This window comes from Pseudoalteromonas xiamenensis (genome assembly GCF_017638925.1).
Classification (GTDB): domain Bacteria; phylum Pseudomonadota; class Gammaproteobacteria; order Enterobacterales; family Alteromonadaceae; genus Pseudoalteromonas; species Pseudoalteromonas xiamenensis.
In genome coordinates this window covers 2,462,501-2,475,898 of sequence record NZ_CP072133.1, presented here as the reverse complement: position 1 = coordinate 2,475,898, position 13,398 = coordinate 2,462,501, and the positions used below count along the sequence as shown (strand labels likewise).

Genomic DNA, 13,398 nt, shown 5'->3' with positions numbered 1-13,398 from the left:
TCATCATAATTTTTAATATCTAGTCGCTTTAACATCGGTTGCTCAATACTCTATTCCCCATGGATGTTGACCGCCAATTATTGTACTGATGGCGCTCCTTATATTCACGTGGATATTATCCCCCCGCCTTGCTTGTTTCGCTAGTTGCCCTGCTTCTCGAAAACTATCGAAATTATGGTGACTTCATCTTGGAACGCTTTACCACCATGAGGTAAATAATAACTTTACAGAAGAGGCTATTGTTTATGCCGGTTCTGATTTTGCTAAAAAGAGGCGATAAGTCAGCGCGAGAATCGCACTCAGTACACCAGCGACCGCGAGTACCCAATAGCTAAAAAGGGAGAACAAACCTGCACCGAGCGTGCCTCCAACGATGAATCCAACAATTAGAGCAATGAATAATCGCGCTTTTCGAGTATCAATGGTCTCACCTCGAAAGCGAGCTCCGATCATGAGTCCCATATCCGTCAAGACGCCTGTGAGGTGAGTGGTTCGTACAATCGCCCCACTGTAGTTTGTCACCATCGCATTTTGTAAACCACATGCCGCCGAAGCGAATAAATACCCTCCACCAAGCTCTAGATACAGTAAACCACCCGCTATTAAAAGAAAGATAGCTTCTACTAACAATAAAGTGTCGTAATGGCGACCGAGTTTTGCTTGCGTCCCTTTGAGCAAAGTCCCCGATATGGCTGCCCCAATTAAGAAGGCTAAAAGTACTGTCGTTAAATTCCATACGAGTGCTAGGTCACTGTGAAAAGGATTTAATGCAATGCCGAGTTGTGTTGCATTACCCGAGACATGAGAAACCGCTTGGTGAGTAAATCCTAAAAAGCCAACCGAGTTCACCATTCCAGCATTGAGAGCCAATACGAATGCGCCCGACACTATCCATCGAGGTAATGTGTGCATCGTTACTTAAACAACCACAACGCAGTTACGACCAGCACGCTTTGCTTGGTAAACGGCATTATCCGCTAATTTCAATGACTGGCTAAATGGTTGCTGTAGCTCAACTTCACACACACCAAAACTGGCCGTTATCTGCAAGCGCAGTGCGCCATGTTTGATAACCAAAGCTTCAACTGCCGCCCTCAAACGTTCAGCTACTGTTGCCGCATCGTCTAATTTTGTTGCGGGAAGCACCGCGAGGAATTCTTCCCCACCTAATCGGCAAAGGCAATCTTCTGTACGCAGAATTTGCAGGCAACATTCTGAAAACTGACGTAACACCACGTCACCTACATCATGACCATATTTATCATTGATGCGTTTAAAGTGGTCCAAATCGACCATCACCGCCGACAACGTAGAACCATTGCGTAAATGACGACTAATTTCCCTGCGCGTGAAATCCATTAGATAGCGCCGATTTTTTAAACCGGTTAACGCATCTTGGAATGCAAGCAAACGTAACTTTTGTTGCAGTTGCCAGAGTTCTTTGACTAATAATCGTCGGCTACAACAATCGGCAATCATCTCGGCATAGGCAACTTCCGTTTCACTCCATTCACGAACGCCACCCCGTCCTTCGCAGCAGACAACGCCAAGTGGGATACCGTTTTTAAAAATGACGGTATCCAACATGGTGGTTATGCCATTCGGTTGCAAGTAAATCCCGTTGAACTCTAAGGTACTTTCATCCTGCTCGGCATCATTCGCCGCAATACTCACACCAGAGGAAATGGCTGAAAAATAGATTGGGAAATCGGTGTATTTTAAAGACGGGTAAAAGGCAAGTGGATCCTCTTCATCTTCAGTCTGGAAATGACTCGGTACTTGCCCTGCGGGCCAATCGGTATTGGCGACATTGATCAATTTAACGGGGTGGTTAATATCGTCAAATAACCAAACGGAAATGCGATCAATACCTAAGGATAGCTGTCCTTCATGGATGATGTCAGACAAAAAACTAGGATACTCCCCAGACACATCCACTTCTTCTGAACTGATGCGACGCAGACGCTGGGTCAATTCTGACAATCGGTTTTGCATGGTTCTCTTTGATAGTTACAACGAAAAGGCAACAGCCTCCATATCATACATTAAGAAAACCACGAAATAGGTAAGTCGTCAAGAAAATGTAAACAGCTACTTCATTGACGACAACCGTATAGGCTACATGTATTTTGATAAATACTTTTTGAAGACAGGATCCGTGTTCATCAGCTGTTTTTGCTCAGCTAATATTTCATGCAAAATCGTTTCAGAAGTAAGAGGATTTGCTAAGACAACACGGAACACAACCGTCGGTTGATTCTGATATTGGACAGGTGTTAAACGCGTACGGGAAACAAAAGAACGACCCGCTTCACGTTGGCGCTTTTGCATGCTGGCAGTGAATCGATTTAATGCCGCATAAATCTCAATTTTCTCTTCGTCGCTTGCTTTAGCAATAGCGTTTTTAATAGCTTTTGGCACTAAACGGTAGGTCAGTAAGCACAATTCAGGTTCTGAAATCAGTTCAAAATCTTCATCTGCTTTAATCAAATCAGCAAAATATTTGGCTTTCGAAATACTTTTATCAATCAGCATTTCATAGCCTTTTCGACCGATCACTCTTAAGCACGCATGTACTAACATGGCCATCCCAGGGCGACTGCCTTCTAAGGTATGGCTGCCTAAATCTTTCGACCCTTTACGTAAAATATACTCGGCATGATGCTCAATAGCGTCTGTAGCCGCTGGATCTTTGAAGAGCACTAACCCAGCTCCCATCGGCACATACATTTGTTTATGCGCATCGATTGTGATCGAATCAGCTCGCTCCACACCTTTAAGTAAATGACGATGTGTTTGAGACAGTAATGTCGCCCCACCCCACGCGGCATCCACATGGAAATGACATCCTAACTCTACCGCAAGGTCTGCCATGTCCTCTAAAGGATCGATATTGCCCGTTTCCGTTGTTCCTGCAACACCAACCAGTGCCATCACTTTGATGCCTTTAGCTTCAAGTTCTAGCGCTTTTTGGCGCATTAAATCTACACGAACACGGTTGTTGTGGTCGGTTGGAATGGCTACAAAGTTGTCTCGGCCAATGCCCAGCACGTCCGCAGCCTTGCCCAGCGAGTAGTGGCCTCGTTCAGACACGAGAACCGCCAGTCCTCGATAACCATAGTGCAATAGACCAGCCACCATCCCTTGCGCTGAAATGCCAGTAAATTCACCATCAGGCTTTAAGAGTCGATTTCGGGCAATCCAAAGCGCAGAAATGTTTGCGACAGTGCCACCAGAGCAAAATGCACCAAGTGCGGTATTCGCGCTGTGCATGCATTTACTGTAGAACCCTTTACTTTCGCCGAAGGCTAAGTGATGCATCATTCCAAGCACCTGACGTTCTAATGGCGTAAATGCTTTGGACGTCTCGATTTTTACCAAGTTTTGGTTAAGACCCACCATCAGCTTCGATAATGGCAGCACAAAGTGTGGTAATGCAGAAGTCATATGACCAATAAAGCTAGGTGCGGCAGTATGCACTGAATGGGCGACTAACTGGTCCATAATTTCTTGCGCATAGTCGGAAACGAACATGGAGCTTCTTCGGGTATCGCAGCTGACTGAAAATCTTTCTCGATTTCGTGCAGCGGCTTTTCCACAGCAGCAATATTCTCTTTTAAAAATCCAGCCAAATTACTCGAAATTTCTAGCTCGATTCTGCTTAAAGTCGACCCTGGCGCTTCAGGAACAGTAAATATACGCATAAGAGTATCTTCAGAAGCGACAGCACAACGCTTTTGGTCCATAACCTACCCGTTATCTAACCTTATAACTGCAAATAGCGGCATAATCACACCAATCTAGTTACATACTTGATAAAAAGAAACGGCTCACTTTACTGGAAACGACGAGAAAAGTCTTCTATCTCCTTTAGAAAAGTGTCGCAACCATGACTTTTTAATGAAATATCCAAGACATTTATACCTTGGCGTTCTACACTTGAGAAGCTTTTGTCTTATCCTTTCGCTCGTTCATCCGAGTTAGGTTGAGCTAAACGACTGTAAACGGATAAAATAAAGGAACACTAGCAAAAGGATACTGCTAATGAAAACCCTTAAGCTCAAGAATATCCCCAATTTGTGGCTCATCGTCGGCGCCATACTTTTTATCTCAAGCCTCGTCGCGTATGTCTATATCTCCTATCAGACCACGCGTGAAGAAATCATGTCTGAAGTTGACGCTAGGCTTTTACATGCGGCGCGTACTGTCCCACTAATTTTAGGGAGAGATTACCACGACAAGCTGAATCAATTGACCGACGAAGATTACCAAGCTGCCAGCAATAAGCTCTCAGAGTTGGCAAAAGCCCTTGATATGACATACGTCTACACAATGATTTACGATCCACCTTCGGTGCGATTTACTGCGTCAAGTTTCACGGAGTACGACCATAAAATAGGCCGAATTAGTCGATTTAAAGAAACCTATGCCGAAGCAACCGCGGTAAATGTCCAAGCATTTTCCTCGACAACACCGCTTTTTGAGGTAGCCCACGACCGTTGGGGCAGTTTTAAATCTGTTTTTGTGCCTTATATCGCCCCTTCCGGTCAGGCTTATATTGCAGGGGCAGACATTGCGCTCGCCGATTTAGAAGCACAGTTACAACAAAGCGCGCGACAAGCAATTCTAACCGCAAGCTTCTTTTTCTTTATCGCCGCGCTTGTCGGCTTTTTGTACTTTGTTACTTATCGAAGAACCTTAGAATATGACCCTTCGACAGGCTTTCCAGCTCGCGTTGCGCTTATGACGAAATTACGCCGTAAACAACATTTACATTGGAGTTTAGCTGTCATTTGGGTGAAAGACCTTGAAGACATTATTGGATTTTATGGAATAAAAGTTGCTGAAGACGTGATGCAAAAACTGATGGACTTTTTCGCCTCTCGCACCGCGCCTCACTCCGTTTTTCGCCTCGCAACGGGAAAATGTGCGATTTTGTTTGAAGAAGGCGATGAATCGCAACTGGTTGATTTGATCCGTAGTTTTCCGGTATACAGCCCAATTATTAGCAATCCTCACGTCTGTATTCATCTTCACGCAGGCATCGCAACAGGCAATGCACAAATGGTGCTTGAAAACGCCTACGTAGCCTGCCGACAAGCAAAACAACAAGGCGAGCTGTTACGTGTTTACAGTTATGAGAATCTTTCAGGGCACCTTGATCATAAAAACCATCTTTTACTTACTAACAGCATCCATCGTGCTATTCAAAGTCAGCACATTCAGCCATTTTATGAGCCGCGTTGTGAACCTCATTCTAATTTAATCAATCAAATTGCTTGTACTGCACGGATCTTTAACGAGTTTGGGCAACTACTCGTTGCACAGCGACTCGATCCCATTTTGTTTAATTCCGGCTTATCAAGCCAGCTATGCCAAATACTACTTAAACGCTGTATCGAACGGTTTCGTAAAGAGTCGGTCCATTGGAGTATTGTGGTGCCATTTTCTGCGATGTGCGATCCCCATTTTCTTGATTTACTCAAAGGAGAACTACGCCGTTATCCGACACCTCACCGAATTACCTTTGAAGTCGATGAACAAGATTTATTAAGTAATTATTCTGTCGTTGCGGCGTTCATCACGCAAGTCAAAGCTAAAGGCGTCAAGGTGCTCATAAACCATGTTAGCAGCGGTTTAATTACTGTTACACGGGTGATCCGGCTAGACATTGACGCCATTATGCTTGCTCCTCACATCACGGAACATGTTTGCGATGACTGCCATGTCGCAGAATATGTCCATCATATGGCGGTACAATGTGATGTCGCGAAAGTTAAGCTTTGCGCAATGGATGTCGAGAGTGCTGAACAATATGACAAGCTCGTTGAGACTCGGCGTGCATTCTTTACAAGGGCGGTTTGTCGGCGCTTCGAGTCCGCAAGTACCTCAACAATTATTAAAGCATCCTCGTCAAGCGAGTGCTTGACTGACCGGATCCCCAATACTTACGCTCAAAGGGCGTGATAGGTTCGTTGCTTTCATATGGCTCTGCACTTGTTGGGAATCCGGCAAGCGTAAGAGCATAGGCAAATTCTTCAACATACGTGGACCAATTACTTCTAACTTCCAGTTGCCCACCCAATTTTAAAATATACGGAAATACAGACCCGCCGTGCCAACGCCTTTTTATGTGTTTCGCCTTCGGCCATGGATTTGGATAAAGCAAATAGTGATGGGATAATTGCCAACCAGCTTCTACCGCTAAGCGCCAAAAGTCATTTAAATCGGCACGTACAAGCAGGTATTGCCCAAATTCGGATTGCCGATATTCGACATTATGCTTATTTAAACGATGCGATGATTTATCAATGCCAATAACTAACGCTTGAGGATGTTGTTTGGCAATATTCGCCGTACTTTCACCGACGCCGCAACACGAATCAAAAACAAGTGGACCAGTAAACGCATCCACATGTTTTTTTACGGCCTCAAAAGCGACTTTTGTATGCGACGCAATTGGCTTTAAAAAGGGCGCTCGTAAGTGCGTCGTTACGATATCTTCAAGCTTTTCATGAATGCCATCTTGATTACTTGTCACACTTCTTGAGTTTGCCACATCCATTAATGTCTTAGCCCTGTTCCTCGCTTAATCAATGTAAGAGCTAACGTGAACATAGCAACAATCAAAGCACTTAACACACCAAATGCTACACCGATATCAATGTCCGAAACGCCAAGAAAACCGTAACGGAAGGCATTCACCATGTACACGATAGGGTTCGCCTTAGAGACCATTTGCCAGACATCAGGTAAAAGGCTAATAGAATAAAATACGCCTCCCAGATAAGTGAGCGGAGTTAACACAAAAGTCGGAATAATGCTGATGTCGTCAAAACTATTTGCGTACACGGCATTAATAAGACCCCCGAGCGAAAAAACCGCAGATGTCAGGACAACGGTGGCAACGATAATGCCGATGTGATGGATTTGAATATCAACGAACAATAAACTGATACACGTCACTATCGCACCGACTAACACACCGCGGGCCATTCCTCCTCCCATGTAACCCAGCACAATGATGTAATTCGGTACTGGGGCAACGAGCAGTTCTTCAATACTCTTTTGAAATTTGGTGGAATAGAAGCTCGACGCGACATTCGCATAGGAATTAGTGATAACCGACATCATGATGAGACCAGGTACGATAAACTCCATGTAACTGAACCCTCCCATCTGACCAATGCGCGAGCCAATTAGGCTGCCAAAAATAAGAAAATACAGAGTCATGGTAATAGCCGGTGGAACAAGTGTCTGAACCCAGATCCGCAAAAAACGAATACACTCTTTTATCCAAATACTTTGCAGTGCAACCCGATACTTTAGTAACCCCATTAGCCTCGCCCTTGTTCTAATAGACCAACAAACAACTCTTCTAAACGATTGGCCTTATTGCGCATACTTAACACTTGAATACCCTGCTCATTTAATTGCACAAAAACATTATTAAGCCCTTGGGATTTCGCCACTTCAACTTCAAGAGTGTGGTCATCCAATTGACTAAAGCCATATCCATCTAATGTTATCGTTTTTGTCGTAGGACTCAGGTCTAAGATGAAAGTCTCTTTGTCCAATTTTGCGAGCAAAGCTTTGATGGTCGTGTTTTCAACGATGATGCCTTTATCAATAATTGCGATATTTCGGCAAAGTAATTCAGCTTCTTCTAAATAATGCGTTGTTAAAATGATTGTGACACCTTGCTGATTTATTTTGCGTAAGAATTCCCACATCGAGCGGCGAAGTTCGATGTCTACACCAGCCGTAGGTTCATCCAAAATAAGTAATTTAGGGTCATGCATTAGTGCACGAGCGATCATCAGACGTCGTTTCATGCCCCCAGACAGCGTTCTAGCCTGTTTATCTTTTTTCTCGTAAAGGCCAAGCTGAGTGAGTAACTTATCAGAACGCTCTATTGCAACCGCGCGTGGTACGCCATAATAACCCGCTTGCGTTACCAGAATTTGTTCTAAGGTTTCAAATTGACTGAAATTGAATTCTTGCGGCACAAGCCCAAGGTCAGCTTTTGCAGCCTCTAACGCGGTATCTATTGAATGGCCAAACACCTTGACGTCGCCAGAGGTCTTATTTACCAAAGAGGAAATAACGCCAATCGTCGTTGACTTCCCCGCTCCATTTGGACCAAGCAAAGCAAAAAAATCCCCTTGCCTGACGGTCAAATCAATGTTTTTTACAGCCTCTACGCCATTGCTATAAACTTTGCGAAGCCCCTTAATTTCGAGCGCATTCATTACGATTTTTTCTCTCCGTATCCCCATCGCTCAGTAAGCGTATGTGTTATCCCCAAATGATCTAAAATACGTGAAACCATGAAATCGACGAGATCATCAATCGACTTTGGTTGATGGTAAAACCCTGGTGCAGCGGGCATCACCGTGACGCCTAATCGACTCAGTTTGAGCATATTCTCAAGATGGATTTCGCTAAAAGGCGTTTCTCTAGGCACGACAATCAACTGGCCTCGCTCTTTAATTACGACGTCGGCCGCACGTTCGAGGAGGTTATCAGATGCACCTTGTGCGATTGCTGAAACGGTACCGACACTGCAGGGGCAAATAACCATTTTCTTTGGTGCAGCTGACCCTGATGCGACAGGACTAAACCAGTTTTCTTTTCCGAATACTTTGATTTGACCTTCGTTCGCGTCGACGAGTGCTGACAATTGCTCCGCCGCTTTTTCTTCATTTGCCGATAGCTTTACGTTTGACTCGGTATCCAATACAACACGAGCCGCACTTGAAATCAGCACAAACACTTCGTAATTGAGCGCTACCAGAATTTCTAGGAGTCGTAAACCATAGGGTGCGCCTGACGCTCCACTAAAGCCAAGCGTAATCGCTTGTTTATAGTCAGCCATTATTGTTTTCCGTTTTTTGAAAGTGCATCCAATAGTTTGGTATGAATACCATCAAATCCACCATTACTCATCACAAGGATATGCTGATTCGGTGACGACTTTTCAACCACTGTACTGACAATTTCATCTATTTGTTTGCTGCAAAAAGCGCCATACTGGTTGGCAATATCGTTTACGGACCAATTCAATCCATCTGGCTCATACAAATAAACAGCGTCTGCGCTATCTAATGATTCGAGTAGTGTATTTTGATGTACACCCATTTTCATGGTATTTGAGCGCGGTTCTAATATCGCAATAATTGGTTCGCTGCCCACTTTGGCTCTTAGCCCTTCAAGCGTAGTTTTAATTGCCGTTGGATGATGTGCAAAGTCATCGTATACGGTGACGCCATTAACGCTCCCTCTGATTTCCATACGACGTTTTGGACTAATAAACTCGGCTAGTGCGTCAATCCCCTGTTCGATTGGTACACCCACATGCCTCGCAGCTGCAAGTGCAACTAACGCATTGTGCACATTGTGTAGACCAATGGCGCTCCACGTTACCTTTCCTTTAACATGGCCTTCGAAAATCACATCGAACTCGCTGCCGTCAGCCTTAATAAGGTTATACGTCCATTCCTTCCCGATGGATTCACGTTCACTCCAACATCCTCGCTCAAGTACCCGCCCAATAGCTTCATCACCTGATGGGTAAACTACTTTACCGGTTGACGGAAGGGTGCGCATCAGATGATGGAACTGGGTTTCAATGGCGTCTAAATCTTTGAATATATCCGCATGGTCAAACTCTAGATTATTTAGAATGAGTGTTTTTGGCAGGTAATGGACAAATTTACTGCGTTTGTCGAAAAACGCCGTATCGTATTCATCAGCTTCAATAACAAAGAATGGCGTTTCAGTAACGCGAGCCGACAGACCGAAATTTTGTACGATTCCACCTATTAAAAAACCAGGATTCAATCCTGCGTACTCTAATATCCAAGCAAGCATACTTGAGGTAGTTGTTTTTCCGTGAGTTCCAGCGACAGCTAAGACCCACGCATTTTGTAATACGTGATGTTTAAGCCACTCTGGCCCTGAAGTATAGGGAATATGATTATTCAGTACATATTCCACACAGGGATTACCACGACTCATTGCATTCCCAATGACAACAATATCTGGCCGAGGGTTCAATTGAGAAACATCATAACCTTGGATCAATTCAATGCCTAAAGCCTCGAGTTGAGTACTCATTGGCGGATAAACGTTAAGATCAGACCCTGTTACTTTGTGGCCTAACGCTTTTGCTATAGCCGCAATACCACCCATGAAAGTGCCACAAATACCAAGAATATGTACGTGCATTCCTTAATTACCCCAAGGATCTACGAAGAGAGAAAGCGTAACTATGCCAAATTTAGGCTGTCGTTACCATGAATAATCATTGAAGAAGTTACAGTTATGGCGGTTGCGATTTTAGACTAAACTGAACGAGAGAAGTCGTCTGTATTAAATTTCAAGTTTCTATTTTTCAGGTTATCAATAAATTTTAAAGCTGAATTGAATGACGAATAGGATTTCGTCTCTTGAATTGGTTTTTGGATATATTTTTGAGCACGTAACGCAAAAAAGCCCGACTCTTTCGGATCGGGCTTTCTTTAATTAAGAGCCTGGCGATGGTCCGGCTGCGCTTCGCTTGCGTTCCTCGGACTGCGAAGATTATCAATCTTCGGTTCCTCGTCACCCTACTTTCACATGATTGCTGCCACACTATCATCGGCCGGGGCTGGCCTTCCAGCTGTTGCATTTCACTTCTGAGTTCGGCATTGGGATAGAGCTGACTACCCAGTCTGGTATAACAGTAATGCAATTTAACGCCAAAATGCAAAAAAGCCCGACTCTTTCGAATCGGGCTTTCTTTTAATTAGAGCCTGGCGATGTCCTACTTTCACATGGCAGCTGCCACACTATCATCGGCGCTGTTGCGTTTCACTTCTGAGTTCGGCATGGGGTCAGGTGGGTCCACAACGCTATTGTCACCAAGCATAAGCTGGTCGTCTACTCGCTACCGCAAGTAAACTAAATCTGGAATTCTGATATTAATGTCTTTTACTTCGTCGTTGTCTACTTTAGTCAATACTTAACTTCTAACAACTTAAACCACTTTGGCGTTGTATGGTTAAGCCTCACGGGTAATTAGTACAGGTTAGCTTCACGCCTCACAGCGCTTCCACACCCTGCCTATCAACGTTGTAGTCTCCAACGGCCCTTTAGTGGAGTTAAACTCCAAGTGAGAACTCATCTCGAGGCTCGCTTCCCGCTTAGATGCTTTCAGCGGTTATCGATTCCGAACGTAGCTACCGGGCAATGCCATTGGCATGACAACCCGAACACCAGCGGTTCGTCCACTCCGGTCCTCTCGTACTAGGAGCAGCCCCTCTCAATTCTCAAACGCCCACGGCAGATAGGGACCGAACTGTCTCACGACGTTCTAAACCCAGCTCGCGTACCACTTTAAATGGCGAACAGCCATACCCTTGGGACCGACTTCAGCCCCAGGATGTGATGAGCCGACATCGAGGTGCCAAACACCGCCGTCGATATGAACTCTTGGGCGGTATCAGCCTGTTATCCCCGGAGTACCTTTTATCCGTTGAGCGATGGCCCTTCCATTCAGAACCACCGGATCACTATGACCTACTTTCGTACCTGCTCGACGTGTCTGTCTCGCAGTTAAGCTTGCTTCTACCATTACACTAACCGAGCGATGTCCGACCGCTCTTAGCAAACCTTCGTGCTCCTCCGTTACTCTTTGGGAGGAGACCGCCCCAGTCAAACTACCCACCAGGCACTGTCCGTAACCCCGATTAGGGGCCAACGTTAGAACATCAAACATACAAGGGTGGTATTTCAAGGACGGCTCCACAAGAACTAGCGTTCTTGCTTCAAAGCCTCCCACCTATCCTACACATGTAGGTTCAATGTTCAGTGCCAAGCTATAGTAAAGGTTCACGGGGTCTTTCCGTCTAGCCGCGGGTACACAGCATCTTCACTGCGATTTCAATTTCACTGAGTCTCGGGTGGAGACAGCGTAGCCATGATTACGCCATTCGTGCAGGTCGGAACTTACCCGACAAGGAATTTCGCTACCTTAGGACCGTTATAGTTACGGCCGCCGTTTACCGGGGCTTCGATCAAGAGCTTCGTCCGAAGACTAACCCCATCAATTAACCTTCCGGCACCGGGCAGGCGTCACACCGTATACGTCATCTTACGATTTTGCACAGTGCTGTGTTTTTAATAAACAGTTCCAGCTACCTATTCTCTGCGACTCCCGTCTGCTTACACCGCAAGGGCTTAACAGACAAGAGCGTACCTTCTCCCGAAGTTACGGTACCATTTTGCCTAGTTCCTTCACCCGAGTTCTCTCAAGCGCCTTAGTATTCTCTACCTGACCACCTGTGTCGGTTTCGGGTACGATTCGATATGAACTGAAGCTTAGAGGCTTTTCCTGGAAGTAGGGCATCAACAACTTCACACCCGTAGGTGCTCGTCTCGTATCTCAGCCTTAAGGAAACCCGGATTTACCTAAGTCTCCAGCCTACATACTTTCACATGGACAACCAACGCCATGCTTGCCTAGCCTGCTCCGTCCCCCCATCGCATTCATATCAAGTACGGGAATATTAACCCGTTTCCCATCGACTACGCTCTTCAGCCTCGCCTTAGGGGTCGACTCACCCTACCCTGATTAACATGGGATAGGAACCCTTGGTCTTCCGGCGTGCGGGTTTTTCACCCGCATTATCGTTACTTATGTCAGCATTCGCACTTCTGATACCTCCAGCATACCTCCCGGTACACCTTCAACGGCTTACAGAACGCTCCCCTACCCCGCAGATAAAATCTGCAGCCGCAGCTTCGGTGGTATGTTTAGCCCCGTTACATCTTCCGCGCAGGCCGACTCGACTAGTGAGCTATTACGCTTTCTTTAAAGGGTGGCTGCTTCTAAGCCAACCTCCTAGCTGTTTTAGCCTTCCCACATCGTTTCCCACTTAACATACACTTTGGGACCTTAGCTGGCGGTCTGGGTTGTTTCCCTCTTCACGACGGACGTTAGCACCCGCCGTGTGTCTCCCGGATATTACTTACTGGTATTCGGAGTTTGCAAAGGGTTGGTAAGTCGGGATGACCCCCTAGCCTTAACAGTGCTCTACCCCCAGTAGTATTCGTCCGAGGCTCTACCTAAATAGATTTCGGGGAGAACCAGCTATCTCCCGGTTTGATTAGCCTTTCACTCCAATCCACAAGTCATCCCCTACCTTTTCAACGGGAGTGGGTTCGGTCCTCCAGTCAGTGTTACCTGACCTTCAACCTGCTCATGGATAGATCACCGGGTTTCGGGTCTATACCCTGCAACTAAGCGCCCAGTTAAGACTCGCTTTCGCTACGGCTACCCTATTCGGTTAACCTCGCTACAGAATATAAGTCGCTGACCCATTATACAAAAGGTACGCAGTCACACCACGAAGG

8 protein-coding genes, 2 rRNA genes and 1 pseudogene (1 of these 11 running past the window's edge) are annotated in these 13,398 nt (G+C 45.6%); 1 reads left to right on the top strand and 10 read right to left on the bottom strand.

Annotated elements, in window-relative coordinates:
- Nucleotides 1-243: 243 nt before the first annotated feature.
- The 3 genes and pseudogenes from J5O05_RS12010 to panP form a co-directional block, all read right to left on the bottom strand.
- On the bottom strand, nucleotides 244-912 hold the full coding sequence (locus J5O05_RS12010) for a YoaK family protein (RefSeq protein ID WP_208842240.1): 669 nt from the start codon (nucleotides 910-912) through the stop codon (nucleotides 244-246).
- A gap of 6 nt (nucleotides 913-918) precedes the next feature.
- Nucleotides 919-1,995: a sensor domain-containing diguanylate cyclase gene (locus J5O05_RS12005; RefSeq protein ID WP_208842239.1), complete on the bottom strand. Its 1,077-nt coding sequence runs from the start codon at nucleotides 1,993-1,995 to the stop codon at nucleotides 919-921.
- Between the two features lie 123 nt (nucleotides 1,996-2,118).
- Nucleotides 2,119-3,746 (bottom strand): annotated as a pseudogene (gene panP / locus J5O05_RS12000) (pyridoxal-dependent aspartate 1-decarboxylase PanP).
- Between the two features lie 298 nt (nucleotides 3,747-4,044).
- Here panP and J5O05_RS11995 point away from each other — a divergent pair.
- Complete coding sequence (locus tag J5O05_RS11995; protein WP_208842238.1) at nucleotides 4,045-5,967, top strand: EAL domain-containing protein; 1,923 nt, start codon at nucleotides 4,045-4,047, stop codon at nucleotides 5,965-5,967.
- Here J5O05_RS11995 and trmB read toward each other — a convergent pair.
- The 7 genes from trmB to J5O05_RS11960 all read right to left on the bottom strand — a co-directional run.
- Nucleotides 5,900-6,565 (bottom strand): tRNA (guanine(46)-N(7))-methyltransferase TrmB, encoded by a 666-nt coding sequence (trmB, locus tag J5O05_RS11990; RefSeq protein WP_208842237.1) that lies wholly within the window; start codon nucleotides 6,563-6,565, stop codon nucleotides 5,900-5,902. The two genes, J5O05_RS11995 and trmB, sit on opposite strands and share 68 nt — an antisense overlap.
- Nucleotides 6,565-7,338 carry an ABC transporter permease gene (locus J5O05_RS11985; RefSeq protein ID WP_208842236.1) on the bottom strand — a complete coding sequence of 258 codons (774 nt, stop codon included), beginning with the start codon at nucleotides 7,336-7,338 and terminating at the stop codon, nucleotides 6,565-6,567. The genes trmB and J5O05_RS11985 overlap by 1 nt, the downstream gene beginning before the upstream one ends.
- Entirely contained in the window at nucleotides 7,338-8,252 is a 915-nt protein-coding gene (locus J5O05_RS11980) for an ABC transporter ATP-binding protein (RefSeq protein WP_208842235.1), read from the bottom strand. The genes J5O05_RS11985 and J5O05_RS11980 overlap by 1 nt, the downstream gene beginning before the upstream one ends.
- Nucleotides 8,252-8,878, bottom strand: coding sequence for a flavin prenyltransferase UbiX (locus tag J5O05_RS11975; RefSeq protein ID WP_208842234.1), 627 nt, complete (start codon nucleotides 8,876-8,878; stop codon nucleotides 8,252-8,254). Before J5O05_RS11975 ends, J5O05_RS11980 begins: the two co-directional genes overlap by 1 nt.
- Nucleotides 8,878-10,230, bottom strand: a complete 1,353-nt coding sequence (mpl, locus tag J5O05_RS11970) for a UDP-N-acetylmuramate:L-alanyl-gamma-D-glutamyl-meso-diaminopimelate ligase (RefSeq protein WP_208842233.1) — start codon at nucleotides 10,228-10,230, stop codon at nucleotides 8,878-8,880. Before mpl ends, J5O05_RS11975 begins: the two co-directional genes overlap by 1 nt.
- A gap of 564 nt (nucleotides 10,231-10,794) precedes the next feature.
- A 5S ribosomal RNA gene (gene rrf / locus J5O05_RS11965) occupies nucleotides 10,795-10,909 on the bottom strand.
- 131 nt (nucleotides 10,910-11,040) lie between these two features.
- Nucleotides 11,041-13,398, bottom strand: a 23S ribosomal RNA gene (locus J5O05_RS11960); it runs 528 nt beyond the window's last position.